This window comes from Krasilnikovia sp. MM14-A1259 (genome assembly GCF_047159535.1).
GTDB lineage: Bacteria > Actinomycetota > Actinomycetes > Mycobacteriales > Micromonosporaceae > Actinoplanes.
In genome coordinates this window covers 6,410,966-6,435,752 of record NZ_BAAGAJ010000002.1, presented here as the reverse complement: position 1 = coordinate 6,435,752, position 24,787 = coordinate 6,410,966, and the positions used below count along the sequence as shown (strand labels likewise).

The 24,787-nt window shown below is 72.1% G+C and carries 22 protein-coding genes and 3 tRNA genes; 11 read left to right on the top strand and 14 right to left on the bottom strand.

The annotated features are described in order from the left end of the window. The first annotated feature begins 18 nt into the window (after nt 1-18). Both ACMCNK_RS29280 and ACMCNK_RS29275 read left to right on the top strand, forming a co-directional pair. The gene (locus tag ACMCNK_RS29280) at nt 19-2,610 is read left to right on the top strand and encodes a lipopolysaccharide biosynthesis protein (protein ID WP_412739561.1); all 2,592 of its coding nucleotides are present in this window, start codon (nt 19-21) and stop codon (nt 2,608-2,610) included. Nucleotides 2,611-2,724: 114 nt separating this feature from the next. Further along, entirely contained in the window at nt 2,725-3,075 is a 351-nt protein-coding gene (locus ACMCNK_RS29275; RefSeq protein WP_412739560.1) for a DUF2750 domain-containing protein, read from the top strand. A gap of 3 nt (nt 3,076-3,078) precedes the next feature. Here ACMCNK_RS29275 and ACMCNK_RS29270 read toward each other — a convergent pair whose 3' ends face one another. The 4 genes from ACMCNK_RS29270 to ACMCNK_RS29255 all read right to left on the bottom strand — a co-directional run bounded on the left by ACMCNK_RS29270 (nt 3,079) and on the right by ACMCNK_RS29255 (nt 8,428). Further along, complete coding sequence (locus ACMCNK_RS29270) at nt 3,079-5,862, bottom strand: transglycosylase domain-containing protein (protein WP_412739559.1); 2,784 nt, start codon at nt 5,860-5,862, stop codon at nt 3,079-3,081. Nucleotides 5,863-6,027: 165 nt separating this feature from the next. After that, complete coding sequence (locus ACMCNK_RS29265; RefSeq protein WP_412739558.1) at nt 6,028-7,029, bottom strand: biotin-dependent carboxyltransferase family protein; 1,002 nt, start codon at nt 7,027-7,029, stop codon at nt 6,028-6,030. Then, the gene (locus ACMCNK_RS29260) at nt 7,020-7,646 is read right to left on the bottom strand and encodes a 5-oxoprolinase subunit B family protein (protein WP_412739557.1); all 627 of its coding nucleotides are present in this window, start codon (nt 7,644-7,646) and stop codon (nt 7,020-7,022) included. Before ACMCNK_RS29260 ends, ACMCNK_RS29265 begins: the two co-directional genes overlap by 10 nt. Beyond that, a complete protein-coding gene (locus ACMCNK_RS29255) occupies nt 7,643-8,428 on the bottom strand; it encodes a LamB/YcsF family protein (RefSeq protein WP_412739556.1) in 786 nt (261 codons plus the stop codon). Before ACMCNK_RS29255 ends, ACMCNK_RS29260 begins: the two co-directional genes overlap by 4 nt. Before the next feature lie 177 nt (nt 8,429-8,605). Here ACMCNK_RS29255 and ACMCNK_RS29250 point away from each other — a divergent pair, with 177 nt between their 5' ends. Beyond that, a complete protein-coding gene (locus ACMCNK_RS29250) occupies nt 8,606-9,595 on the top strand; it encodes an Ig-like domain-containing protein (RefSeq protein WP_412739555.1) in 990 nt (329 codons plus the stop codon). 119 nt (nt 9,596-9,714) lie between these two features. Further along, nucleotides 9,715-10,236 carry a hypothetical protein gene (locus ACMCNK_RS29245; protein ID WP_412739554.1) on the top strand — a complete coding sequence of 174 codons (522 nt, stop codon included), beginning with the start codon at nt 9,715-9,717 and terminating at the stop codon, nt 10,234-10,236. Nucleotides 10,237-10,242: 6 nt separating this feature from the next. Here the strand turns inward: ACMCNK_RS29245 and ACMCNK_RS29240 are convergent, their stop codons facing one another. Continuing rightward, a complete protein-coding gene (locus tag ACMCNK_RS29240) occupies nt 10,243-10,587 on the bottom strand; it encodes a YybH family protein (protein WP_412741029.1) in 345 nt (114 codons plus the stop codon). A gap of 39 nt (nt 10,588-10,626) precedes the next feature. On the opposite strand from ACMCNK_RS29240, the gene ACMCNK_RS29235 reads away from it, so the two are divergent. From ACMCNK_RS29235 to ACMCNK_RS29215, 5 genes are all read left to right on the top strand, one after another. Then, entirely contained in the window at nt 10,627-11,019 is a 393-nt protein-coding gene (locus ACMCNK_RS29235) for a hypothetical protein (RefSeq protein ID WP_412739553.1), read from the top strand. A gap of 442 nt (nt 11,020-11,461) precedes the next feature. After that, nucleotides 11,462-11,532 (top strand) — tRNA-Gly (locus ACMCNK_RS29230). A gap of 44 nt (nt 11,533-11,576) precedes the next feature. Then, nucleotides 11,577-12,020, top strand: coding sequence for an HNH endonuclease (locus tag ACMCNK_RS29225; RefSeq protein ID WP_412739552.1), 444 nt, complete (start codon nt 11,577-11,579; stop codon nt 12,018-12,020). Nucleotides 12,021-12,067: 47 nt separating this feature from the next. After that, nucleotides 12,068-12,141, top strand: a tRNA-Leu gene (locus ACMCNK_RS29220). Between the two features lies 1 nt (nt 12,142). Beyond that, nucleotides 12,143-12,217, top strand: a tRNA-Leu gene (locus ACMCNK_RS29215). Between the two features lie 22 nt (nt 12,218-12,239). Here the strand turns inward: ACMCNK_RS29215 and ACMCNK_RS29210 are convergent. Next, nucleotides 12,240-12,905, bottom strand: a complete 666-nt coding sequence (locus tag ACMCNK_RS29210; protein WP_412739551.1) for a TetR/AcrR family transcriptional regulator — start codon at nt 12,903-12,905, stop codon at nt 12,240-12,242. 138 nt (nt 12,906-13,043) lie between these two features. On the opposite strand from ACMCNK_RS29210, the gene ACMCNK_RS29205 reads away from it, so the two are divergent. After that, nucleotides 13,044-14,030, top strand: coding sequence for an NAD(P)-dependent alcohol dehydrogenase (locus ACMCNK_RS29205; protein ID WP_412739550.1), 987 nt, complete (start codon nt 13,044-13,046; stop codon nt 14,028-14,030). A gap of 31 nt (nt 14,031-14,061) precedes the next feature. Here ACMCNK_RS29205 and ACMCNK_RS29200 read toward each other — a convergent pair whose 3' ends face one another. Then, nucleotides 14,062-15,258 carry a cytochrome P450 family protein gene (locus ACMCNK_RS29200; protein WP_412739549.1) on the bottom strand — a complete coding sequence of 399 codons (1,197 nt, stop codon included), beginning with the start codon at nt 15,256-15,258 and terminating at the stop codon, nt 14,062-14,064. A 237-nt stretch (nt 15,259-15,495) separates the two neighbouring features. Between ACMCNK_RS29200 and ACMCNK_RS29195 the strand changes: the two genes are divergently transcribed. After that, complete coding sequence (locus ACMCNK_RS29195; protein WP_412739548.1) at nt 15,496-15,903, top strand: VOC family protein; 408 nt, start codon at nt 15,496-15,498, stop codon at nt 15,901-15,903. A 10-nt stretch (nt 15,904-15,913) separates the two neighbouring features. Here the strand turns inward: ACMCNK_RS29195 and ACMCNK_RS29190 are convergent, their stop codons facing one another. From ACMCNK_RS29190 to ACMCNK_RS29160, 7 genes are all read right to left on the bottom strand, one after another. Next, nucleotides 15,914-16,504 carry a YdeI/OmpD-associated family protein gene (locus ACMCNK_RS29190; protein ID WP_412739547.1) on the bottom strand — a complete coding sequence of 197 codons (591 nt, stop codon included), beginning with the start codon at nt 16,502-16,504 and terminating at the stop codon, nt 15,914-15,916. A gap of 106 nt (nt 16,505-16,610) precedes the next feature. Further along, the gene (locus ACMCNK_RS29185; protein ID WP_412739546.1) at nt 16,611-18,491 is read right to left on the bottom strand and encodes an NAD(P)-binding domain-containing protein; all 1,881 of its coding nucleotides are present in this window, start codon (nt 18,489-18,491) and stop codon (nt 16,611-16,613) included. 57 nt (nt 18,492-18,548) lie between these two features. After that, the gene (locus ACMCNK_RS29180; RefSeq protein ID WP_412739545.1) at nt 18,549-19,013 is read right to left on the bottom strand and encodes a type II toxin-antitoxin system RatA family toxin; all 465 of its coding nucleotides are present in this window, start codon (nt 19,011-19,013) and stop codon (nt 18,549-18,551) included. Further along, a complete protein-coding gene (locus ACMCNK_RS29175) occupies nt 19,010-20,521 on the bottom strand; it encodes an aldehyde dehydrogenase family protein (RefSeq protein WP_412739544.1) in 1,512 nt (503 codons plus the stop codon). Before ACMCNK_RS29175 ends, ACMCNK_RS29180 begins: the two co-directional genes overlap by 4 nt. Nucleotides 20,522-21,271: 750 nt before the next feature. Next, nucleotides 21,272-23,305 carry an anthranilate synthase family protein gene (locus tag ACMCNK_RS29170; protein ID WP_412739543.1) on the bottom strand — a complete coding sequence of 678 codons (2,034 nt, stop codon included), beginning with the start codon at nt 23,303-23,305 and terminating at the stop codon, nt 21,272-21,274. Continuing rightward, nucleotides 23,302-23,949 (bottom strand): isochorismatase family protein, encoded by a 648-nt coding sequence (locus ACMCNK_RS29165; protein ID WP_412739542.1) that lies wholly within the window; start codon nt 23,947-23,949, stop codon nt 23,302-23,304. Before ACMCNK_RS29165 ends, ACMCNK_RS29170 begins: the two co-directional genes overlap by 4 nt. Nucleotides 23,950-24,016: 67 nt before the next feature. After that, nucleotides 24,017-24,787 carry a 2,3-dihydro-2,3-dihydroxybenzoate dehydrogenase gene (locus ACMCNK_RS29160; RefSeq protein WP_412739541.1) on the bottom strand — a complete coding sequence of 257 codons (771 nt, stop codon included), beginning with the start codon at nt 24,785-24,787 and terminating at the stop codon, nt 24,017-24,019.

Here is a 24,787-nt window from a genome sequence, read left to right as displayed (position 1 = left end):
GGCGGCCGGAGCTCGCGCGTGACCGCGACCGAGGCGATGCCGCCGAGCGTGGAGACCGGTACGCCGGCCGTCCAGCCGGGCATCGTGGGCAGACTCAAGGGCCACCTCGATCTGTTCCTGAACGCGGGCTCGCTGATGGCCACCACGGTCATCACGTCGCTGCTCGGGTTCGCGTACTGGTGGGTTGCGGCGCGGACCGCATCCGCGGAGGCGGTGGGCGAGGCGTCCGCCGCGGTGTCCGCGATGACGCTGATCGGGACGATCGGCATGTTCGGCATGGGCACCATGCTCATCTCGGACCTGCCCCGGATGGACCGGCGCCGCTGGGACCTCATCGCGACGTGCCTGCTCGTGGCGGGCGCGGTGGCGACCGTGGGCGGGCTGGCGTACGTGGCGCTGGCGCAGCTGGCCCTGCCGCAGCTGAAAGAAGCCATGGGCGGGACCGCCGCGACCGTGCTGCTGGTCTTCGGCATCGCGCTCAACGCGGTGACCCTGGTGCTGGACGAGGCACTGGTCGGCCTGCTGCAGGGGCCGATGCAGCTGACCCGCAACGCCTGGTTCGCGGTGAGCAAGCTGGCCCTGCTCGGACTGCTCGCGGCGCTGCCGGTCAAGCTGACCGGAAGCCTGCTGCTGCTGACCTGGATCGCCGGCATCGTGCTGTCCGTGGCGGTGCTCGCCCGGGTGCTGCGCCGCCGCGGCATGGTCGACTCGCTGCGCCCCTCCCCGGCGCTGCTGCGCGGCCGGGGCAAGGCCACGTTCGACCACAACCTGCTGAACCTCGCGACCTACCTGCCGCGCGCCGCGCTGCCGCTGGTCGTCACGGCCGTGCTGTCCGCGGAGGCGAACGCGTCGTTCTACACCGCGTTCATGGTGCTGTCGTTCCTGGCGATGGTGCCGGGCAACGTGGCGCTGACCCTGTTCGCGGTGGCCAGCGGCGACAAGGCCGCGCTGCGTTCCAAGGTGCGCATGGGCCTGCTGATCTGCCTGGGTGGCGGCCTGCCGGTCGCGATCGTGGTGGCGCTGCTCGCCGAGCCGATCATGTCGGTGTTCGGCGCGAACTACGCCCGCACCGCCAGCTCCGCGCTGGCCATCCTCACGCTGACGTACGTGCCGTTCGTCTTCCACCACTTCTTCCTGGCGGTCTCCCGGGTGCAGGACCGGGTCCGCCAGGCCGGCATCTTCTCCGTGTTCGCCGGTGTCGCCGAACTGCTCGCCGCCTGGTACGGCGGCAGCCGCGGAAGTCTGACTTCGCTCGTCACCTGGGTGGCGATCGTGATGGCGATCGAGACTGTTCTCGTCGCACCTACCGTGCTGCGCGTCGTCCTGCCCTCGCGGCGGGAGTCCGCGGCCGAGAACCCGGAGGGAACCATGTCCACCACCAGCCTGACCCTGCGCGAGCGCGCCTGGTTGCCGCTGGAGTACATCCGTACGGTCGGCCCGCTGACGCAGGTCACCGCGGAGCGGCTGCGCAACGCGCTGATCGGCCTGCACGCGGCCGACCCGACACACCGCGCGGTGTCCCGGCTGGACCGTTCCGGCAACCGCTGGATCCACCTGGACGCGGCCGCGTTCGCGGCGTACGTGCAGGAGGCCGTGACGGACCTGGGCGACGGCCCGGTGGACTTCGACGAGATGACCCGCACCCTGCAGTCCGAGCAGCGCGCCCACCACCCGGTGCGGATTCTGGTCGGCGGCGGCTACATGGCGCTGAAGGTGGCCCACGCGTACGGCGACGCCGGGCCTGTCAACACGCTGGTCCGCGAGCTGGTCCGGGCCGCCGGCGAGGGCCGCGCCGCGTCGATCGAGCCGATGTTGCGCCACCGCAGCGCGCTGCCCAAGGCGTGGTGGAAGACGTTCGGCCTGTCCGTGGGCCGGATCAAGTCCAGCATGCAGCTGGCCCGCCCGCCGCACGCCGGTGACGTGGCGATGCAGCCGTGGACCGCGTCGCTGACGGTCGAGACGGCCCGGTCGGCCGACGTGCTGGCGAAGATGCGCGTGTGGCGCGACGAGCACGCCCCCGGCGTGACCACCTCGGCGATCACGTTCGCGGCGTTCACCGCGGCGCTGCAGCAGCTGGGCCTGAACCCGGACACCGACGGTGCCACGTTCCTCGCCGACGCGCGTCGCTATCTGGACAAGGGCGTCAGCATCGACAGCAACTTCTGCTGGGGCCAGTACCTGTCCCCGGCCGACCTGACCGACCCGCGGGCGATCCACACCACCTTGAAGGCGGAGCTGGCCAGCGGGCGGATGCTGACGATGATGCTGCTGCGGGAGACGAAGATCGCGGTGACCGGGGCGCCCGGCCTGCCGGACCCGTACCCGGCCGAGGCGCCCGCCGAACCGCGCCCGCGGCTGACGTTCAGCAACCAGGGGCGTCACGACGTGCTGTCCGACCTGCCGTGGGCCGTGGAGCCCGCGGGCCGCGTCAACCAGAGCGTGCCGACCCTGAACGGCCCCGAGGGGGTCACGCTCACCACGTCCGAGATGAACGGCGTGCTGCACCTGGAGGCGACGTTCCACGCCTCGACGTACGACCCGGCGGTGGTCGCCCGGGCGCTTGAGCTGGTCTGCACGGACCCGGCGGCGCTCATCATGGCCTCCCGCTAGGTCGCCGGAGGGCTCGCGCGGCCGGCCGCCCCCGCCGGCCGCGCGTCTCCCCCCTTTCGAGCGTTTCCTCCCTGTTCGTCCCCCTGGGCGTTTCCGCACCTCGACCATGAGGGCATGTCGCTCAGCAGCGCGCACACGTCGGCGTTCCAGCGGGAGGTCCCCCGCGAGGGCCGGGTCTGGACCGTCCGCGACGACCGGGGCTTCCCCGCCCCGCGGGACCCCGAAGGCCACCGGGCCATGCCGTTCTGGTCCAAGCCGACCCGCGCGCAGCGGGTGGTCAGCCAGGTCCCGGCGTACGCAGACCTCGAAGTCGTAGAGATCCCGCTCGCCGACTGGCTGGAGAGCTGGCTGCCCGGCCTCGAACGCGACGGGGCGCTGGTCGGAGTGAACTGGTCCGGCCCCCGGGCGACCGGCTTCGACCTCCCGCCCGCCCAGGTCGCGGAATGGTTCGCCACCGACCGCTGACGGTCACTTCGCGGGTACGCCACAAGCCTTCCCGCACGTCGATGTCCCGTCGTCAGACTGCTGCGACCCACCGACATCGCCCGGCTGCTCGTCGCAACGCGACCCGCACGCCGGAGTGGACGGTGCCGCCGACGGGGACGCCGCGGACGCGGCATTCTGCGGCAGGCGGGTGTCCGGCCCCGGGCCCGGCAGTCCGGTGCCCGCCCCGGCGGCCGGCAGGCGGTGGCCGGGCCGCGTGGTCTCCGGCAGGTCGAACGTCCAGCCCTGGCCGAGCAGCTTCGGGATGAGCCCGGTCAGGGCGTCCACGGTCTGCCGGCGGTCACCTCCGCCGTCGTGCACCAGCATCACCGCCCGGTCGGTGAGCTGCTTCTCGATGCGGGAGGCGATCTCGTCGGCGCCGGGCAGCCGCCAGTCGTCCGGGTCGACCACCCACCCGAGCGGGGTGTGCCCGAGCTGCGCGCCGACCTTCGCCGAGGCGCCCCAGTCCCCGTACGGCGCCCGGAAGTACGTCACGGTCGCCCCCGGTACGGCCGCCGCGAGCGCCGCATCGGTCGCGGCGATGTCGTCGGCGACCTTGTCCGGCGGCAGCGTACCCAGGTCGTCGTGGTGCATGGAGTGGTTGCACAGCGCGTGCCCCTCGGCCACGATCCGCTTCACCACCTCCGGGTAGCGCGCGACCTCCTCGCCGACCATGCAGAACGTCGCCCGGACGTGATACTTCGCCAGCAGGTCGAGCACCTGCGGGGTCTGCGCGGACGGCCCGTCGTCGAACGTCAGCGCGAGCCGTTTCCCGTCGTGCGCGGTGTGCACGACCGGCTCGAAGCCGGTCGGCGCGGGACGCTTGCCGGGAACGGAGTCCGGGCTGCGCCCCGCGTCGCCGACGTCGGTACGGCCGACGTGCGCGGGCCGGGGCAGCGTGGTCCGGGGCGCGTCCCGCAACGAGTCGTGCAGGAAGTCGCGCCACAGCCGGGCGGGCATGTTCTCGCCCTCGATGGGACGGTTCGCGGAGTCGCGGATCGGGCCCGGCACTGCCTTGCCGATCCACACCGCGGCGGCCAGGTCCGGGGTGTACCCGGCCATCCACGCGTCCTGGTTGTCCCTGGTGTTCGCCCACTGCTGGGTGCCGGTCTTGCCCGCCGCCGGCCGGCCGGGCACCACGTTGTCACCCTTGACCACGGACTGCAGCACCGTGGAGACGTCGGCGGCGATCCGCGCGTCCAGCACGGCCCGGCCGCGCGGGGCGGCCGACCAGACGACCCGGCCGCCGGGTTCGCGGGCCGTCTGCACGAAGAACCGGTCGTTGCGCACCCCGCCCGCGGCGAACGTCGCGAACACGCTGGCCAGATCCGCCGGGGTGACCGGGTACCGGCCGATCGCGATGTCGGGGCGGGTGCGTCCCGGCTTCGGATCACCCTTGGCGTCCACCATGGACGGACGGCCGTCGTAGCGCGCGGGAATGCCGAGATTCACCGCCATGTCGCGAACCCGGTCCGCGCCGATGCGCTCGGTGACCGCGTAGAACGGGGTGTTCAGCGACTGCACCATCGCCTGTTCCAGCGTGCAGTCGCCGCACTGCAGACCGTCGTGGTTCTTCAGCGGCACCCCGTTGCGGCCCGGGAACAGCCGCGGTGAACTGCCGTCCCAGCGCGACTCGTAGCCGATGCCCGCGTGCTCGGCCGCGGCGAGCACGATCGGTTTGAACGTGGACGCGGCCGGGTGCAGGGCAGCCGCGTTGTCGAAGTAGCCGCGGCCCTTGTCGCCGCCGTAGTACGCCCGTACCCCTCCGGTGGCGGGGTCGAGCGCGACCAGCGCCGCCTGCAGGCCGGCGGGCTGGTTCGCGAGCTGCCGGCGGATCACCGTGCCGGCCGCGTCCTGCGCGGCCGCGTCGATCGTGGTGACCACGGACAGGCCGCGGGTGTGCAGGGTCTGGCCGGAGATCCCGTGCGCGGCGAGCTCCCGTTCCACCCGGTCCACGACCAGCCCGACCGGGCCCGCGGCGGGTGATTCGGTGGGCGCGATTTCCGGGTACGCCACGTCGCCGCCGAGCCATCCGAGCGTGCGCTGCGCCTCGACGATCCACTCCCAGCGCTGCTGCGCCGCGGCGCGGTCGACCGCGGGGTCGTAGCCGGTCGGGTCCTTGATGACCGCGGCGAGCACCGCGCCCTGCGCGGCGGTGAGCCGGTCCGGGGTGACCCCGAAGTACGCGTGCGCAGCGGCGGCGATGCCGTACGCGCGGCGGCCGAAGTAGATGGTGTTGAGATAGCGGGTGAGGATCTCGTCCTTGTCGAGCTGACGTTCCAGCTTCACCGCCAGCGCCATCTCGCGCACCTTGCGGTCGACCGAGAAGTCCTGGGTCAGGTACGCGTTACGCACGTACTGCTGGGTGATGGTCGAGGCGCCCTGACGGCCGCCCCGCAGGTCGGCGACGGCGGCGCGCAGCACCCCGCGCGCGGAGACGCCTACGTGGTCGTAGAAGTCACGGTCCTCCGCCGCGAGCACGGCCTGCCGCACGACGAGCGGCACCGCGGACAGCGGGACGTCGCTGTGGTCGACCGTGCCGACGCGGGCCAGGACCGTGCGTCCGTCGCGGTAGTAGAGCACGGATGCCTGCGGGGCGACCGCGGCCTCGGGCATGGGCACCGAGTCCACGTACGCCTCCGCCGCGGCCGTCCCCGTGCCGCACCAGAACAGCACGAGCGCGAGCAGCCGCCCCGCGATGCGCCGCCACCGCTTCGCGTTCCGGACGCGGTGCCGGCCCCGCCCGGGTTGGTCCGTTGGCTCGTCCATGCCGACATGACGAATGACGGTGGCCGATCAGTGGCATGGCCGGGCAAAACACTGTCCGCAACCGCGCCGGCACGCTGTTCACAAGCATGCTGAGCTGCCGTTTCGCAATATTCATCGAATCAGGCAGTGAAACATGTCACTTCTTGATGCGTACGCGCAGTGACGTCAGCCGGCGCGTCGGAACACCACCCGGCGGCCCGGGCGAAGCTGCGCGGCGCGGTCGGCTGCTGCCGGGGTGAGCACCGCGATCACCGGGTAGCCGCCGGTCAGCGGGTGATCCGCCTGGAACACGATCGGCATCCCGTCCGGCGGCACCTGCACGGACCCGCGGACGACGGCCTCGCTAGGCAGTTCCCGCTGATGTCGGCGAGCCAGCACGGGGCCGGACATGCGCAGCCCGACCGCGTCGCCGGCCGGGGTCACGGTGTACTCGGCGGCGAGAAACGTCGCGACCGCCTCGGGCGTGAACCAGTCGTCCCGCGGCCCGGGATCCACGTCCAGCACCACCGGCCCGCTCCCCGCCCCCAGCGCCCCCGCCCCGCCCCGCACCTCGCCGCCGCCCCGCACCTCGCCGCCGCCGGGCACCTCGCCGCCGCCGGGCACCTCGCCGCCGCCGGGCACAACGCCACTCGCGTCGCCGCCGCCCGGGTCCCCGCCGCCCGGGTCCTCGCCGCCCGGGTCCCCGCCGCTCGGGTCCACGCCGCCGGGTGGGTCGCCGATTGGAAGTACGGCGCGGGCGGTGAGCCTGGGCGGGCCCAGCCCGGCGAGCAGGTCGGCCGAGCGGGAGCCCAGCACGGGCGCCACGGCGAACCCGCCCCGCACGGCCAGGTAGCTGCGCAGCCCGTCGCGCGGCGCGGTGACACCGACCTCGGCGCCCGCCGCCACGTGCACCGCGGACTCGGCGGCGGTGCGCCGTCCGTCCACGGTGAGTACCGCGTCCGTGCCGGTCAGCGCCACGATCGCGGGCCCGTCGAAGCGCACCCGCAGCCCGCCCAGCACACACTCCAGCACGGCCGCGCCCGCCGGGTTGCCGACCACGCGGTTGGCGCGGGCGTACGCGGACCGGTCCGCGGCCCCGGACGGGGCCACCCCCAGCGCGGCCTGCCCGGGTCGCCCGTGATCCTTCACCATGGTCAGCGGCCCCGCGCGCACCACGGTCATGCGCATGTGGGCACCGCCCGGAACCGCACCCGCATGCCGGGCACCAGCAGCGCCGGCCGGGGCCGGTCGAGATCCCACACCCGCACCCCGGTACGCCCCACGAGCCGCCACCCGCCCGGGCTGTCAGCCGGGTAGATGCCGGAGAACCGGCCCGCCAGACCCACCGACCCGGCGGGGATACGGGTCCGCGGCGTGTCCCGGCGCGGCACCTCCAGCCGTGGATCTCCGCCGGTCAGGTACGCGAAGCCCGGCGCGAACCCGGCGAACGCCACGGTCCACTCCGTACCGGTGTGCGCGGCGACCACCGCATCCGTGGACAACCCGGTGTACGCGGCGACCTCCGCGAGGTCGGGCCCGTCGTACCGGACCGCGATCTCCACGGTGCCCGCGTCGGCGGTGGCGGGCTGATCGGCGGGCAGACCGGCCACGGCGGCGCGTACCGCGTCCGGCGAGGTGACGTCCGGGTCGAGGCACACCAGGACGGTCCGCGCGGCGGGCACGAGATCGACCACTCCGGGCAGCGCGGCGGCACGCAGGGCCGCGTACAGCGCGAGGGCCTCGTCGAGCCCGTCGACCTCGACCAGCACCGCCTCGCGCCCGCAGGGCAGGAACGTCGGGGTCATCGCCGTACCGTATCGGGGGTGAACGGCGCGAGCCGCACCCCGGCCGCGGTCAGCGCCTGCGCCACGGCCCGGGCCATCGCCACGGCGCCGGGTGAGTCGCCGTGTACGCACAGGGAGTCGGCGCGCACCGGCAGGACCGTTCCGTCCACTGCGGTCAGTTCGCCCGCGGTGACCAGCCGGACCATGCGGGCGGCCACCTCCGCCGGGTCGTGCAGCAGTGCGCCCGGCGCGCCGCGCGGGACCAGGGTGCCTTCCGGGGTGTACCCGCGGTCCGCGAACGCCTCGGCGCGGGTGGGCAGCCCGGCTGCGGCGGCCCGCCGCAGGAACACCGACCCGGGCAGGCCCAGTACGGGCAGCGTGGGGTCGTAGCGGCACACCGCCTCGACCACGGCCGCGGCCTGCCGTTCGTGGTGCACGATCGCGTTGTAGAGGGCGCCGTGCGGCTTCACGTAGCGCACCCGGCCGCCCGCCGCCCGGGCCAGGCCGTCCAGCGCGCCGATCTGGTAGAGCACGTCGGCGATCAGGTCGGCGGGGTCGTAGTCGATGAACCGGCGGCCGAACCCGGCCAGGTCCCGGTAGCCGACCTGGGCGCCGACGGCGACGCCGCGCTCGACCGCCTGCGTGCAGGTGGCCAGCAGCGTCCGGGGGTCGCCCGCATGGAACCCGCACGCCACGTTTGCGCTGGTCACCACGTCGAGCATGGCCGCGTCGTCGCCCAGCGGCCAGGTGCCGAAGCCTTCGCCGAGGTCGCTGTTGAGATCGACACTGGCGGTCGCGGTCATCCCGGTGGTCCCTTCGTCCCGGCCCGCGTGTGAGGACCGCCACTGCCCGCCATGGTCACACACCGTCGACCGGCCGGGGCACTCAGCTTTCGCTCAGGTATCCGCCCGTGCTGCCGAAGTTCCGCCTCGGACGGTGCCGGGACCTCCCCCGGCCGCCGCGGACACGGAGGTACTCGGGTGGGCACGCCTCGATGGGCACACGTCGGCCTGGCAGCACTGGTGAGCGCGGCGGTGATGGCACCGGCCGCACCGGCTTTCGCCGACCCGAGCCCCAGCACCATCACCGTGAGCGGACCGTCGACCGTCGCTCGCAACACCGGGCTCACGCTGACCGGCACGTTCTCGGGCGGCGCCGGGATGACGCTCAACGCCACGAAGTCGGACTCGGCCGGACAGCACGCCCTGCCCGCGGTCACGACCGGCGGCGGCGGCGCGTTCACCCTCACGGACGTCCCCTCGATCGGCGGGACGAACACCTACACGATCAGCTTCGCGGGCGACGTGACGAACGCGTCGACCAGCGCGGACATCCTGGTCGAGGTCAGCCGCGCCGCCAGCCGCCTGACCTTGAGCACCGATGCGACCAACTACAGGTACGGCGCCACGGCGCGGCTCACCGCGAAGCTCGGCACCACCCACGACAACCGGAGGGTCTGCCTGTACGCGACGCCGATCAGCGACAGCCGTCAGCCGGTCCGCTGCGCCACGGCGAACTCCGCGGGCGTGGTCACGGCGACCTGGCGGATGACCCGCCGCACCACGTTCCGCGCCGTCTACGACGGTGACCAGTGGTACGCGCCGGTCACCGCGACGCGTACGGCCACGGCCGGGGCGCGGATCGAGCAGGCCCTGGCGTACTCGTACAAGACCTCCGGCGGCTACAAGGTCTACCGGTCCAAGGTCGACCCGCTCTACGGCGCCCGCGTGTCCCCGGACCACTCCGGCGGCTGCCTGGCGATCACGCTGCAGCGGTACCGCGGCGGCAAGTGGCGCCACGTCGCGTTCGTGAGTTGCGCCCCGCTGAACGAGAACAGCATCACCGCGGGCTGGCTGCGCGGCAAGCCGCACCCGGTCGGCTCGAAGTGGCGGGTGCGCGCGAAGTTCGCCGGCGACTCGGTGAACAGCGCCACCACCGGCTCGTGGCAGAGGTACCGCTTCACGAGGTAATCCCCCGAAACGCTGAGCCCGCCGAGCAGCTGCCCGGCGGGCTCAGCCGTCTTTCGCGTTCGGAATAGCCGGACACGGACCGGGTACCTCCACTGCAGACGATTCCGAAAGGAGCTGTGGTGGAGCTGTTGACAGGCACGATGGCCCTGCTCGTGATCGCGACCGGTACCGCGATGCTCAGCGGCCATCCGGTCATCATGATCCTGCTGGCGGCACTGCTGGGCGCGGCGGCGTTGGTGCTGACCCGCGGCCGGGAGATCCGGGCACGCCGCCGCATCCGCTGGACCGTGCCGGCACGGGTGGCGGCCCGCCCGGACACCGCCGCGGCTGCCCCGACCGTGGTGGCCACGGACGTCATGGTCAAGGATGTGGTGCCCGAGGACGGGCTCAATCCCGTACCCCTCGACGGGCGCACGGCCGCGGCCGTGATGTGCGGCACCGTGGGGTTGTTCCTGTTCAATCCGTTGTTCGGGCCGCTGGCCATCGGGCTCGGGGTGGCCGCGCTGCGCCGCGGCACTCCCGGCCGGTGGGGTCGCCCGGCCGCGGTGGCCGCGATACTGCTCGGGCTGGCCGATCTGCTGGTGTGGGCGATCCTGCTGCTCTTCCCGTTGATCGATCACGGGGTGCTGTGGGACGGCTGAGCCCGCTCAGCGGGTCTGTGGGATGAACTCGGGCTGGTCGAGCACGCGCAGCCAGCTGCCGTCCGGCTGGCGCCGCACCACCTGTGCCCGGGCACCGGCGCCGTCCCTCGGCGGGGTCGAGGTCAGCGCGATGTCGCCGTTGATCAGTGTCGGCAGCGACGGCTCCGGTTCGAACCGGGGACGCCCGGCCAGCACCTTCTCCCACAGCGCACGGATCGCCTCCCGGCCCACGGTCTGCCCGCCGGGCGGGTACGCGAGCACCGCCTCCTCCTCGTAGAGGGCGGCCACCCCGGCCGCGTCACCGGCGTTGGACCGCTCGACGAACAGGCGGGTGATGTCCTCGGGTCGCATGGCGCGCTCGTACTCCGGCATGGCTTCCTCCTGACGGCGATGACTGTGATGGTGCCCAGCGTGGTCGCCCGGAAACCAGCTCACGGTCGGCATGGTCAGGAGATCTCGCTGCTGGAGGACAACTCCGACCGGCTCACCGAAGCGGTCCGCGACGGTACGGTCGACCTGGCGCTCATCGGGACGGCCGGCATCCCCGACGGGCCGGGCGCCCTGACCGTCGCCGTCCTGAGCGAGTCGATGGCGGCCCGTCACCGCGACCGGCTCGTCGCCCGCGCCGTCGACGACATGGAGGCGCCCGCGGTGCTCGCGCTGGTCTGGCGACCCGCACACAGCCCCGCGGTACGTGAGCCGATCGTGCACGCCCGGCGCACGTTCGCCGGGCCGGGCGCGGCGCAGGCGCAAGATGTCCGGCACTTCTGCCGCTGTGTCTAATTCGGTGGCGCGCATGGAAGCCGTTCCGCAGACTGTGTTCCGGCGCCACACGGCGGCGAGAATTGCACGGCGAAAAGCATTGACGAATAGCGCGGCCAAGGTCATCATTGACCGGCACCGCCGAGCCGAGGGGAGATGAATCCACTATGTTGTGTCCGACGAAATGGTCGACCGACGAGTCCAGCGCAGCATGGGAACGGCTCACCCTGCCCTTCCTGGCGGTAAATCTGCACGTCACAGGTGACCTGTTCCGAGGTCACCGGCGGCGCTGGAGTGGCTGACGCGGCATCGCCCGTGATCGGCCGCCCCCTCCCCCAGTGAGGTCCGGGCGGCTTTTTCATGCCCCCGAAACGATCCGACGGCATAGCCCGACATTCATGGCGCAGGTGCGAATCCTGCCCCCGCCCGTGCCCGGAAATTGCACGGCGGAATTGCACACCCTGCGGCTGTAGCACAACGGCAGTGTGCCGCCTTGCCATGGCGGAGACCGGGGTTCGACCCCCCGCAGTCGCTCTCGTCACCACCCCACGACGACATCACGAAGGGAGGTGGGCCCGGTGACCGCAGTCCTTGTTCTCAACGCCGACCTCGGTCCGCTGCACCGGGTCAGCCTCAAGCACGCCGTACGGATGCTGTGCCGCCAGGTGGCCGAGGTGCACGAGGCCGAGCCGGACCGGCTCATCGGCGTGTTCCCGGTACCGCGGGTGGTGCGTCTCATCGCGTACGTGGTGACCCGCTGGCGGTACGGCCGCGGCCCAGGCTGGTCCCGGCCGGGCGTCCTCGCCCGGGACCGGCGGCGGTGCGGCTACTGCGGCGGCGCCGCCTCCACCATCGACCACGTCCTGCCGCGTTCGCGTGGCGGGGCAAACACCTGGCAGAACACGGTCGCCGCGTGCGGGCCGTGCAACCAGCGCAAGGGCGACCGCACCCCGGCCGAGGCCGGGATGCCGCTGCGGACCTCTCCGAAGGTCCCCGGCTGGGCACAGCTCGCCACGCGCTGAGGTCCGGGCCGGCGGGTATTCGCTACCCCCGCCGGCCCGGACATCCCACCCTCGTGGCCCAACTGGGAGAGGCACGGCGTTGAGCGCGCCGACGGTGCGGGTTCGAATCCCGCCGAGGGTACGCCCGGGTAGCCCAACTGGCAGGAGGCGCCGCGCCCAGATCGCGGACAGTGCAGGTTCGAATCCTGTCCCGGGCACTACCGCACCAGCGCTGGTAGCTCAGCGCTGGTGCAGGCGGTCGAAGCCGTCCAGCAGGATGTCCAGGGCGAACTCGAATTCGGCCTGGTCGTCGCAGCCCGTGCCCACGATCGACGAGTCCTCGTGGGACACGGCCATCGCCAGCTCGGCGACGTGCGGATACCGGCTCAACATCGCCGCCTGCACGGCGGGGTCGACCGGGCCGCCCCGGGTGTCGTTGTAGACCTCCTGGCTGAAGCCCCACAACCGGCTGCCGAGGGCATGCATGGCGTGGTGGGTGAGGTCGATGCTGAACCCGCCGCGGCGCAACGTGCCGATCATCGAGTCCATGTACCGCAGCACCGCGGGGGTGGGCGTGACCCGCGTCTCGATCACCTGCGAGGCCCACGGGTGGCGCAGCAGCACCCGCCGCGCACAGAGGATGCGCTGCCGGATCGCGGGCTTCCAGTCGGCGTCCGCGGCCGGGGGGTCGATCTCGGACACCACCACGTCGATCATGCCGTCGAGCAGTTCCTCCTTGTTGGCCACGTGCTTGTAGAGCGCCATGGGCACCACGCCGAGCTCCTGCGCGAGTTTGCGCATGCTGAGCGCGTCGATACCGGCCCGGTCCGCGTGCGCGACGGCCGCGCGCAGCACGCGATCCCTGCTCAGCGGCGCTCGCGGCACCGGCTCCACGGGCTCGCCCACGCGCACCACCTCCGATCGCAGCCTCCCAGACGCGCCGGTCCGGCTTGACAGGTGTACGGCGTACACCTACCGTCGATCCGAGCGGGTGTACACCGTACACCCGGGCTGGGGCTGGGGCTGGAGGGAAGGGAGTGCCTGGTGAAGGCGATCTTGCAGGACCGGTACGGCGCCGCGGATGTCCTGAGATTCGCGGAGACAGACATGCCGGCGCCCGCCGACGGTGACGTGCTCGTCCGCGTGCACGCGGCGGCGGTCAACGCGTACGACTGGCATGTCATGCGGGGCGACCCGTACGTGGCGCGGCTGATGGCCGGCGACGTGTTCGGGCGGCGGGGGCCGCGGGTGGCGGTCCGCGGCCGGGACTTCGCCGGAACGGTCGAGGCGGTCGGCGCCGGGGTGACCCGGTTCCGCGTCGGCGACGAGGTGTTCGGCATGGCGCCGGGGACGTTCGCGGAGTACGCGGTCGCCCGGGCCGACGAGATCGAGACGAAACCCGCCAACCTCACGTTCACGCAGGCCGCCGCGCTGCCGTTGGCCGGCACCACCGCGCTGGAAGGGCTGCGCGACGAGGGCCGGATCCAGCCGGGCCAGCGGGTCCTGGTCAACGGCGCGTCCGGCGGGGTGGGCGCGTTCGCGGTCCAGATCGCGAAGGCGTACGGCGCGTACGTGACCGGGGTGTGCAGCGGCGGAAACGCCGAACTGGTCCGCGGGCTCGGCGCGGACGCCGTCGTCGACTACCGCCGGGCCGACTTCACGGCCGGGCCGGGCCACCACGACCTCGTCCTCGACCTGGTCGGGAACCGGTCGCTGGGCGACCTGCGGCGCGCCCTCACGCCGACCGGCACGCTGGTCCTCTCCGGCGGCGGGGTGTTCCGCGGTGGCAGTGTCCTCGGGCCGATCACGCTGATCGTCCGGGGCAGACTGACCGCGCCGTTCATCCGGCAGCGGGTGCGGGTCCTCACGACGGCGGGCGGCCGGGCGAACCTCGCCGCGCTGCGCGAGCTGGCCGAGGCAGGGAAGCTCACACCGGCCGTCGACCGGACGTTCGGGCTGCCCGAGGCGGCCGAGGCGATCCGGTACGTCGAGACCGGACACGCCCGGGGGAAGGTCGTCGTCGCGCTGTGACCCGCCCCGCGGGCGTCGGCACCGGGGAGTCTCAGGCCGGGACGACCGGCAGGTCGTGCAGGCCCCGCATCAGCACCCCGGGGCGCCACGTCAGCTCCTCGGCGGGCACGGCGAGCCGCATGCCGGGGAACCGCTCCAGCAGCTTGCCGAAGGCGACCTGGGCCTCCAGCCGGGCCAGCGGGGCACCCAGGCAGTAGTGGATGCCGTGGCCGAACGCGAGATGCGGGTTCTGCGCGCGGTCCAGGTGCATGTCGTCCGGGGCGGGGAACCGGTCCTCGTCCCGGTTGGCCGACAGCAGGACCACGAGAACCGGGTCACCGGCCGCGATGCGCTGCCCGCCGATCTCCAGATCCTCGGTGGCGACCCGGAACGTCGACGTCTCCACCGGGCTCTCGTACCGGAGGAACTCCTCGATCGCGGTGGGCAGCAGGGCCGGGTCGGCGCGCAGGCGCTCCCACCGCTCACGCTGGTCGAGCAGGATGAGGGCGCCGTTGCCGATGAGGTTGACCGTGGTCTCGTGACCGGCGATGAGCAGCAGGAAGATCATCGAGGTCAGCTCGTCCTCGGTGAGCCGGTCCTCCCGGTCACGGACGTCGATCAGGCCGGAGATCAGGTCGTCGGCGCGGTGCGACCGCCGCTCCGCGAGCAGAGCACGCAGGTAGGTGACCATCTCCTCGGTCGCCACGGGCAGTGCGTCCCCGGCCAGGGCGCCGGTCACGATGATGGTCGACCACGAGCGGAACCGGTCCCGGTCGGCGGCGGGCACCCCGATCAGCTCGCAGATGACCTGGATCGGCAGCGGGAACGCGAACGCGTCGATGAGGTCGAGCGTTTCCTTGCCCTGCATGTCGTCGAGAAGGCCGTCGGTGATCTCCTCGACGCGCGGGCGCAGCGCCTCGATCCGCCGGGCGGTGAACGCGGCGGACACCAGGCGACGCAGTCGCGTGTGGACCGGCGGATCGGACGCCAGCATGTGCTTGGAGACGGCCGAGGCGATCGACGGGGTACGCGCGGTCGCGGACGCCGCATCCAGCGGGATCGCCTTGGACAGGCGGGGATCGGCCAGCGCCCGCCGGGAGTCGTCGTACCGGGTGATCAGCCAGGCGTTCATGTCGTTGGGCAGGCGTACCTGCCGGACCGGGCCGGTGCGGCGCCAGTGCGCGTACGCCGGGTGGGGGTTTGCCTGGAATGCCGGGTCGGCGAAGCCCTCCGCGAGCTGCTGCGTCATCACACCCTCCGAGTGCATAGAGAAAGTCCTATGACACTACTCCGGCCCGGCAAACGGGAAGGTTTCGCTCGGGCTCCGGGAATCATGACGAACCCTCACAGATGACTTGTACCCACACAACGCTTACGATGGCCGAAAACCGGTTGGCGGCGGTCGACCACGGGCGTGACCGGCCCGGGTCGAGGTCGTTGTCGTGAAGGGTGCTCACCCGACCGCACCGGAGAAGGGGATCCAGCCATGTTGCGAGGACTCAGCACGGTCAGCTTCTACGCCGACGACGTCGCAGCCGCCGGCAAGTGGTACGCGGATCTGCTCGGCTTCGAACCGTATTTCGTCCGCCCCGAGCAGGGCCCACCCGCGTACGTCGAGTTCCGGATCGGCGACTTCCAGCAGGAGCTCGGGATCGTCGACCGCCGGTTCGCCGCGCACGGCAAGACCGATCAGGCCGCCGGGGCGGTGCTCTACTGGCACGTCGACGACGTGGAAGCCGCATTCGACAGGCTGCTGTCGATGGGCGCCACGGTGCACGAGAAGCCGGTCGAACGCGGGCCCGGATTCGTCACCGCGTCCGTGATCGACCCGTTCGGCAACATCCTCGGGGTGATGTACAACCAGCACTACCTCGACGTCGCCGAAGCCCGCTGACCGGGCGCCGTCACGGGCTGCGACGCGGCCCGTGCGGCGGCTCGCCGGCCGCCAGACGTTCCACGTACGTGGCGATCCGGCGAGCCCGGGTCTCCGGCCGCACCGCCCGCTCGACCGCGACCACGATCTGATACGCGTTGCTGCGGCTGAGCTTGCCGAACGCCTCCGCCGCGGCGGGCACGGCGTCCAGCGCGGCCCGCAGGTCGGTGGGCACCGTGGCGGTGCTGGGCGGGGCGTACGCCTTCTCCCACCGGCCGTCCGCCTTCGCCGCCTCGATCTGGGCCAGGCCCGCCGGGCGCATCCGCCCGTCCGTGATCAACTGCTCCACCCGGCCACAGTTGATTTTGGACCACGGGCTGCGCGCGCGCCGCGGCGAGAACCGCTGCGCCCACCAGCCCTCCGGGACATTTCCGGAGAACGCCTTCCCGTCGATCCAGCCGTAGCACAACGCCACGTCCAGCGCCTCGGAACGGGAAACCGACGGCACCGGGGTGCCCTTCTTCGGCAATGCCACCCACACCTCGCCCGCGGTCTCGTGGTTGGCCTCCATCCAGGCCGCGAAGTCCTCCTCCGAGGCGAAGGTCAGACTGTCATCCGTCATCGGTCGCACCAGATCCTTCGGTTGTCGGCCGCGCCGTGCGCGTACTCAAATTACCCGTCCGGGATATCGGCGGCGGGCCCACGCAGGTTGCGGGGCCCGCACAGCCTCATCCGGCGACCGCGGCCACGTCGCGCTCGGATGACGGGACGGCCGGACGCGGGCCGGTGATCCGTTCCGCCTCGGCCTTCACCCGGGCCAGCGTGGTGTGCATGCCCTGCAGCAGCTCGTCGTTGTGACCCCCGTACCCGTCGAGCAGCATCTCGGCGAACGACGCGGTCCGTGCCCGCTGGGCAGGGCTCTGCCCGGACACGTCCCACCACTCGGTGACCAGGGTGCCCCCGTCGTGCGGTTGCAGCCGGTAGCCCCAGCGGACCCCGTTGGTGATGGTGCGGAACGCGAACGACCGGCCGGGCTCGGCCTGCTCGACGCGGTTCATGGTGACCCACACGACCTTGCCGCGCCGGTTCACGCCGATGAACCGGCCGCCCACGCCCCGGTTACGCCCCAGCGGGATGCACCGGCGGCATTCCGGGCTCCACCGGCCCATCTGCTTGACGTCGCTGATCAGCCGCCACACCGTCATCGGGTCCGCGTCGACATGCACGGAGACCTCCCGGGGCTGGTAGTCCGCGGGCAGCGGGGGCACCGGACGGCGCCGGGCAGCCTTGCGGGCCCGCCGCGCACCGGCACGGCGTTCCTTCGCCAGCTCCGCCAGGTACGGGTAGTGGTCGACCTGGATGGTGTGCCGCTTGGAGGCGACGTACCGCTTCGCGAGCGCCTCACGGTATCCGGCGATCTCCGCGCGCATCTCGGCCACCGGCGGCAGCGCGGCCGTACCGGCGAGCAGGTCGGCGACCCACTTCGCCTGCGCCTCCGCCAGAACCGTGGTGGCGCCCAGGGGCTGGAACAGGCCGATGAAGTACAGGCCTTCGTGCGCCGGGTCGATCACCCGGTGGTACAGCGCGACCTCGTTGTCCGTGGGGGCGAGGATGCCGTCGTCCAGGAACGGGAAGCTGATTTTGTAACCGGTGCAGTAGATGACCGCGTCGGCGACCTCACTGGTGCCGTCGACATAGTGGACCGTGTCGCCGTCGAAGTGGCTGATGGTCGGCTTGGCGGTGAGGTCGCCGTGGCCGAACGCGGCGAGCAGCGTCTCCGACACCGTGGGATGCGAGTTGAACAGCTTGTGCTGCGGGGCGGGCAGCCCGTAGTCGGTGACCTTGCCGATCGTCGTACGCAGCAGCGCGGCCATGACCCACCGCTGCGTCTCGCGCGGCATGAACCGGGTGATGAACGGGTTGATCATGTCGTCGGCGGCCTTGCCGAACATGAACTTCGGGAACACGTACCCGCCGCTGCGGATCGCCATCGTCGTACGGGCCGAGACCTTGCTGGTCTCCACCGCGATGTCCGACGCCGAGTTTCCGAAACCCAGCACCACGACCCGCTTGCCCGCGTACGCGTCCGGCACCTTGTAATGGTGCGAGTGGGTCTGGGTGCCGGTGAACGTGTCCGCGCCGGGGAAACCGGGCTCCGGCCACCGCGGATCCCAGTGGTGGCCGTTCGCGACCAGCACCGCCCGGTACCGGCGTACGGTCTCCACCCCGGTGTCCCGGTGCCGCGCGGTCACCGTCCAGCCACCGTCCGCGGAACGCCGCACATGGATGACCTCGGTGCGGAACAGGATCGAGTCGCGGAAACCGAAATGGTCCACGAAGTCGTCGAAATAGTGGGCCATCTGGACGTGGTTCGGGAACGGCGGGTAGTCCGCGGGCATCGGGAAGCTGCGGTACTCGGACAGATTCTTCGACGTGTTGATGTGCAGCGACCGGTAGGACGACGACATGCCGTTGTCGTTGCCGTAGCGCCAGTTGCCGCCGACCTCGGAACCCGACTCGTAGCAGTCGAACCCGATGCCGCGTTCTTGCAGCGCCTGGCAGGCGGTGAGGCCGGACGCCCCGGCGCCGATGATGCAGACGTTCTCCATGATTGCTGTCCTCCGTGTGATGGGTGTGCGTCCGCCATCGGGTGCCGCCAGGGCGGATCAGGAAATGAGATCCCGCAGGAAGTGGCCGCCGCCGGTCACTCGTACCGGGCCCAGGGCGGAAACGATGTCGTGGGCGCTGCGGACCAGCACCCGCCCGACGGCCGAGTCGATCGCCCCGGCCAGGTGGGGCACGCTCGTGCGGAAGCCGACCTCGTACACCACCTGGCTTCCGTCGGGCACCGAGGTGACGGTCCAGCCCCCGCGCAGGTCCTGGAAATCGCCGCTGACCTGCTCGAATTCGATACGGTACGGCTCGCCGTCCCCGCCCGTGCGCCGCGAATGCTGCAGCCAGCGCGCCACCCCGCCGCGGAACGCCAGCACCCAGGCGCGGCGCCCGTCCCCCGCGTCGGAGACGGCGACGATGTCCTCCGCGTACCCCGGGAAGGCGATGTCGTCGGCGAGCCGCTCGGCAACCTGCGCGGCGGGAACGGGCACCGTGACGGTCAGCGTGCGCGTGGTCATGACGTGGCTCCCTCGGGGCGCAGGACGCTGACCGCCTGCAGCCGGGTCGTGCGCAGCATAGGGTGGCTCGCCTCGCCGAACGCGCCGCCGGTGAGACCGGGGCCGCCCTGGTTGGGCAGGAACGGCAGGAAACCGCTGTGCGAGTCGTTGATCTTCAGGGTGCCGCCGTTCGTGACCCCGTCCAGGAACGCGTCGATCGTGGCCGCACCGTTGGTCCACACCGAGTTGCGCAGCCCGTACGGGTTGGAGTTGACGAAGTGCAGCACCTCGTTGAGCAGCGCGGTGTCGTCGCCGCGGGCCGGGACGATGATCGGCAGCAACGGGAAGAACGTCTCGTCGCGGACCACCGACAACGACCGCGCATCGGCCAGGCCGTCCAGCCGCACGATGGTCGGCTCCACGAAGAAGCCGGTGGCCGACGGCGAACCGTCCACTTCGAGTCGCCGGCCGCCGTGCACCAGGCGGGCCCCCTTGGCCAGAGCCTCGTTGAGGCACCCGTAAAACCAGTCCACCCCCAGCACCGGGGTGAGCACCACGCCGGGCTCGTCGGGGAAACCGGGCCGGATCTGTTTGGTCGCCACGACCAGGCGGGCGATCAACTCGTCCGCGATCGCCGGATGCGCGATGACCTGATTGGGCACGTTGCAGATCTGCCCGGAATTCATGAAGAATTGCGTGACGCTCTGCACCGCGGCGTCCAGATCGGCGTCGTGCCACACCACACAGCAGTCGTTTCCGGCAAGCTCCAGAATCGGCTTCTTGCCGGCCGCCACGGCAGCCCGCTCGAATTCCAGGCCCTTCCGGCTGCCGCCGTAGTACAGCACGTCGTCTACGTGCGGGCTGGCCAGCCAGTCCTCCAGCATCGGGGGGCCGCAGAACGCGTTGAGGGTCCCCGGCGGGGCACCCGCCTCCGCCAGCACCGGGGCGACGATCTCGCGCATCGCGTACATGCAGCTCAGGCCGACCCCGCGCGGCGCCCGCACCACCACGGCGTTGCCCGCCAGCAACGCGGTCAGGCCGTTGAGGGCGTTGACCGTGGCCGCGTTCTGCGGCGGGTTGATGCACACCACGCCGTCCGGGACGCGGCGCAGGATCATCTCCCGCTCCCCGTCCCACCGGCGGATCTCCAGCTGCTCGGCGCACCACTCCAGGGTTTCCGGGCTCCAGCTGGTGTACGGCAGGCCGGCGATCATCGGCTCCGCCATAGACCGCGGAGTGCCCTCGGCGACGAGGATCTCCACCAGCGGATCGCGGTGTTCGAGGATCCGCTTGGCGATACGCCGCCCCACTTCGAGGCGGTCGGCCACCGGCACCCGCCGCCAGTCGCGGGCCGCAACCGCGGCCGAATCGAGTGCCCGGTCCACCATGGACGCGTCGGCTACCAGGCAGGCCCCGACGACGCCGTCGCCGGCCAGGGCCGGATCGGCGGCTCCCCGGTCGAGGTCCTGCTTGTGGCGCAACCGCGGGAACGTGTCCTCGATGATCGGCCGCGCCGCGACGGTATACACGTATCGCGGATCGTCACCGACCACATCCCGGCCGCCGATATAAGCGGAAAATGATCCGAACTTCACGCCGGCCCCCTCTCTCGTGACATTGGGGAATGACCTGTGCCGACGGTATTCGCGCCGAGCATTCCGGGGCAATGGAGTGGCAATAATGGTCGCTTATGCGGGCCATCGAAAATTGTTCCGCGCGGGTCGCTGCCACCGCGGGCCGCGCGGGTCCCCGTCACGACGGGCCGCTCGGGCGCCCGCCACCACGGGCCGCGCGGGCCGCTGTCACCACGGGCCGCTCGGGTGCCCGTCACCGCGGGCCGCTCGGGTGCCCGTCACCGCGGGCCGCTCGGGTGCCCGTCACCGCGGGCCGCGCCTTTCGAAACGGGCCTGACCGGAACGGGCCTGCCCCGCACCCCGCTTGTCTTCTCGACCCTTTTCGCTCTGATGTCGCAGATGGATCGGCCACGGGCACGGCGCGACTGGCAGTGCACCCCGCCTACGCCCACGGGCCTCAGGCGACTTGGCGATCTTGATCTAGCAGCGAGCGCGGTCGGCTACCTCGATCCAGCAGCGGACGCACTTATCGATCTCGATGCAGCAGTGTACGCACTTGTCGTCTCGTTCATCAATTGGAGCTTGGCGATCTCGATCCATCCACGGCATCAGAGCGATATAGGGCTGGCAGGGCACCGGGCCGGGGCCAACGCTCACCGAGTGTCAGCACGCTGCGCCGTGCGTCGGCTCTCGCGGTTGAGGCCGTCACGCCGCGAACCCGCGCGTCGCGGACCGGGCTGTCACGGACCGGGCTGTCGCGGGCGACGACAGGGTCGACCCACGGGGGCCGTCGGTGAGCAGGTCACCGAGAACGTCTCCGAGGATCTCCACACCGGAACGGGTCAGCACCGACACGGGATGGAACTGCACCGACGCGAACCCGGGGCCCCGCAGTGCGTGCACCTCCCCGGTGCGCGCGTCGCGGGACACCGCGACCGTCCCGGGGCGCAGCACGCTGGGGATCACGTCGGCGCCCGCGCGGGCCGCGAACGTGTTGTAGAAGCCGACCAGCTCGGACCGGCCGAATACGTCGATCTCGCGTTGCACGCCCTGATTGGGGCGGGGATTGCGTTCGATCGGCAGGCCCAGCACGGTGCTGAGGACCTGATGTCCCAGGCACACCGCGAGGAACGGGATGTCGGATGCCAGCAGGCGACGGGTCTCCGACCGCAGATGGGCGACCTTCGCGTCCGACGGATCGGTCGGATCACCGGGGCCGGGGCCCACGATCACCAGATCGTACGCATGCAGGTCGTACTGTTCGTCGAAGCGGCGTACGTGCACCTCGCAGCCGAGCGACCCGATCAGATGCCGGGCCATCAGGGTGAAGTTGTCCTCGGCGTCGATCACCAGGAGCCGCCGCCCGCGCAGTGCGGGCAGGTCGCGGCGGCGGCCGGCAGGCGGATCGAACCAGAACCTGCCGAGCGGGGTGTTGCGCTGCGCCAGGGCTTGGCGCACGGCCCGGTGCTCGCCCAGCCGGGCCACCACCACCGTCCCGCCCTCGACCGGAACCGGCCCACCCTCCACCGGAACCGGGCTGCCCGCCACCGTGGCGGGTGCCCGCGGCGGCGGGGTGGCGCGCAGCGCGTCGAGCAGGCCGGCGGCCTTGGCGCGGGTCTCCGCCGCCTCCGCGACCGGGTCGGAGTCGCGGACGAGCGTGGCGCCGACCGACAGGCGCAACCGGCCCGCGGCGTCGATGTCCGCGGTGCGGATCGCGATCGCGGAGTCCAAGGCCCGTGCGCCGGATGCGTCCCGGCCGATCAGCGCGAGGACCCCGGCGTAGTAGCCGCGTCCGTCCGGCTCGAACTTGCTGATCACCCGGCATGCGCTCTCCACCGGACCGCCGGTGACGGTCGGGGCGAACATGGTCGCCCGCAGCACGTCCCGTACGTCCATCCGGGTGTGTCCCTCGATGAGGTATTCCGTGTGCGCCACCCGGGCCATCGGCTTCAGGTACGGTCCGACCGCCCGGCCGCCGAGCTCGCACACCCGGCCCATCATCTTCAGTTCCTCGTCCAGCACCATGTACAGCTCGTTGGCCTCCTTGGCGTCGGACAGGAAGGACAGCACCCCGGACAGCTTCGGACCGTCCGCCGGATACCGGTACGTGCCACTGATCGGGTTCATCACCGCAGTGCCGGACGCCAGGCTGATGTGCCGTTCCGGTGATGCGCCGACCAGGGTACGGCCGCCGGCGTGCACCAGGAACGTCCAATGTGAACCCGGGTCGCGACCCAGCAGCCGCCGGTACACTGCCAGGGCGGTCCGGGCTGACCAGCCGCGTACCGTCGCGGTGAACGTGCGTTTGATGACGAAGTTCGCGCCGGTGCCCTGGCCGATCTCCTCCGCGATGACCCTGCGCACGGTCGCGGCGTACTGGTCGTCGTCCGCGTCGAACGTCGCGTCGTCGAGATGGATCGGCTGGTCGGGCAGCCGGTGCATGGCCTCGGCGACGCGGACCCGGGCCTGCGCGGTGACCGTGAGGGCCAGCAGCGGGGTGCCGTCGTCGGGGCAGGCGAAACCCCGCTCGGCGATCTGCCGGTACGGCAGCACCGCCAGCACCTCGTGCCGCCCGCGGGAGCCGCGCGGCGGCAGCGGGATGTCCGCGACGCGCGCGGGCGTGGTCACGTCGCCCACGAGTACGTCGATACGGTCGTCGCCCGTGGTGCCGGGCCGGTGCAGCAGCGCGAACGGGAGTCCATCCGATCCCAGGACGCGGTCGAGCAGGTCGGATGTCATGTCGGTTCTCCGTCCAGCATGGACAGCGCTGCGGCGGTGGAGACCGTCACTGCGCACCGGGCTGCGGCATAGCGCAACGCCATGGCGTGATCGTCGGCGGTGAAGTCGGCGACGGCGTCGCCGACCACGAACGTCTCGATGTCGTGGGAGAACCCCTCGTGCGCGGTCATCAGGATGCCGACGTGCGCGTACACCCCGCAGATGACGAGCTGGTCGCGGCCGCGGTCGCGCAGCAGCGACAGCAGGTCGGTGCGGCAGAACGCGCTCGGACGCCACTTGGTGAGCAACACGTCGGTGTCGGACGGATCCAGTCCGGTCAGAATCGACCGGTGTTCCGGGTCGGTGGTCATGCCCGGTCCCCAGAAGTCCTTCAGCAGGCCCCGCTGCGCGTCCGACATGCCACCGGGCTGCGCGGTGTATGCGACCGGGGCGCCCGCCGCGGTGAAGCGTTCCCGCAGCGCGGCGATGTTGCGCACCAGGTCGGTCAGCGGGGCCTGCCGCGGCGGGAACGGCCGCAGGAAATAGTTCTGCATGTCGTGTACGAGCAGCACCGCCCGCTGGGCGTCGATCCTCCAGGGTGCGACGTTCGCGGGCAGCTCCGCCTCCGTCGGCATGGCGTACGGTGCGATCGTCGGTAGGGCCATCGGTGCCTCCGTCGGTGGGATGGGTGTCACGGGTGCCGAGCCCGGCAGAGCCCGCCCGGACTGGGTGTCAGGTCCCGAGGGCGGCGCCGCCGTCCACGGTCAGGTCGTGCAACGTGATGTGCCGGGCGCGGTCGGACAGCAGGAACAGCACCGCGTCCGCGACGTCCTCCGGGTTGGCCAGCCGCCGCAGCGGGATGCCGACCCGGAACGTCTCCGGGGTGCCTTCGATGGAGGCCCGACGGGCGTCGTCGCCGTTCCACAGCGAGGTCAGCATCGGGGTGTCCGTGGAGCCGGGGGCGACCACGTTGCACCGGATGCCGTACTGGGCGAGTTCCAGGCCGAGGTTCTTGGTGAACGCGGTGGCGGCGGCCTTGGACGCGGCGTACGCGGCCATGTGCCAGCGGGGGGTGCGGGCGGAGTTGCTGGCCACGGTGACGATGGCGCCGGAGCGGCGGGGGATCATCCGGGCCGACACCGCCCGGCTGACGTGGAACACACCGGTGGTGTTGACCGCGAACGTGAGGTCCCAGTCGTCGTCGGTGAACGAGGCGGCGGGCCCGGCGCGCAGCACCCCGGCCGCGTTGACCAGGTAGTGGATGGGGCCCAGGGTCTGCTCGACGCGTTCCACGGCGGTGTCGACCTCGGTGGTGGAGCGCACGTCCACCGCGTACCCGCGGATGGTGTGGCCGTCCGCGGCCAGGTCCTTCACGAGCAGGTCGAGCAGGTCGGCGCGGGCGTCGACCGCGGCGACCGGGGTGCCGTCGCGGGCCAGCGCCCGCACGACCGCGTCGCCGATGCCGCCGGCCGCGCCCGTGACCAGGGCGACTCGTGTGCTCAT

What these genes read in the sequence shown, in the direction of transcription:
- ACMCNK_RS29170 (WP_412739543.1), bottom strand. Translation starts at nt 23,305, where the DNA reads ATGACATCCGACCTGCTCGACCGCGTCCTGGGATCGGATGGACTCCCG.
- ACMCNK_RS29165 (WP_412739542.1), bottom strand. Translation starts at nt 23,949, where the DNA reads ATGGCCCTACCGACGATCGCACCGTACGCCATGCCGACGGAGGCGGAG.
- ACMCNK_RS29275 (WP_412739560.1), top strand. Translation starts at nt 2,725, where the DNA reads ATGTCGCTCAGCAGCGCGCACACGTCGGCGTTCCAGCGGGAGGTCCCC.
- ACMCNK_RS29260 (WP_412739557.1), bottom strand. Translation starts at nt 7,646, where the DNA reads ATGACCCCGACGTTCCTGCCCTGCGGGCGCGAGGCGGTGCTGGTCGAG.
- ACMCNK_RS29235 (WP_412739553.1), top strand. Translation starts at nt 10,627, where the DNA reads ATGACTGTGATGGTGCCCAGCGTGGTCGCCCGGAAACCAGCTCACGGT.
- ACMCNK_RS29180 (WP_412739545.1), bottom strand. Translation starts at nt 19,013, where the DNA reads ATGACCACGCGCACGCTGACCGTCACGGTGCCCGTTCCCGCCGCGCAG.
- ACMCNK_RS29200 (WP_412739549.1), bottom strand. Translation starts at nt 15,258, where the DNA reads ATGACGCAGCAGCTCGCGGAGGGCTTCGCCGACCCGGCATTCCAGGCA.
- ACMCNK_RS29270 (WP_412739559.1), bottom strand. Translation starts at nt 5,862, where the DNA reads ATGGACGAGCCAACGGACCAACCCGGGCGGGGCCGGCACCGCGTCCGG.
- ACMCNK_RS29240 (WP_412741029.1), bottom strand. Translation starts at nt 10,587, where the DNA reads ATGCGACCCGAGGACATCACCCGCCTGTTCGTCGAGCGGTCCAACGCC.
- ACMCNK_RS29265 (WP_412739558.1), bottom strand. Translation starts at nt 7,029, where the DNA reads ATGCGCATGACCGTGGTGCGCGCGGGGCCGCTGACCATGGTGAAGGAT.
- ACMCNK_RS29160 (WP_412739541.1), bottom strand. Translation starts at nt 24,787, where the DNA reads ATGAGCACACGAGTCGCCCTGGTCACGGGCGCGGCCGGCGGCATCGGC.
- ACMCNK_RS29190 (WP_412739547.1), bottom strand. Translation starts at nt 16,504, where the DNA reads ATGACGGATGACAGTCTGACCTTCGCCTCGGAGGAGGACTTCGCGGCC.
- ACMCNK_RS29255 (WP_412739556.1), bottom strand. Translation starts at nt 8,428, where the DNA reads ATGACCGCGACCGCCAGTGTCGATCTCAACAGCGACCTCGGCGAAGGC.
- ACMCNK_RS29185 (WP_412739546.1), bottom strand. Translation starts at nt 18,491, where the DNA reads ATGGAGAACGTCTGCATCATCGGCGCCGGGGCGTCCGGCCTCACCGCC.
- ACMCNK_RS29195 (WP_412739548.1), top strand. Translation starts at nt 15,496, where the DNA reads ATGTTGCGAGGACTCAGCACGGTCAGCTTCTACGCCGACGACGTCGCA.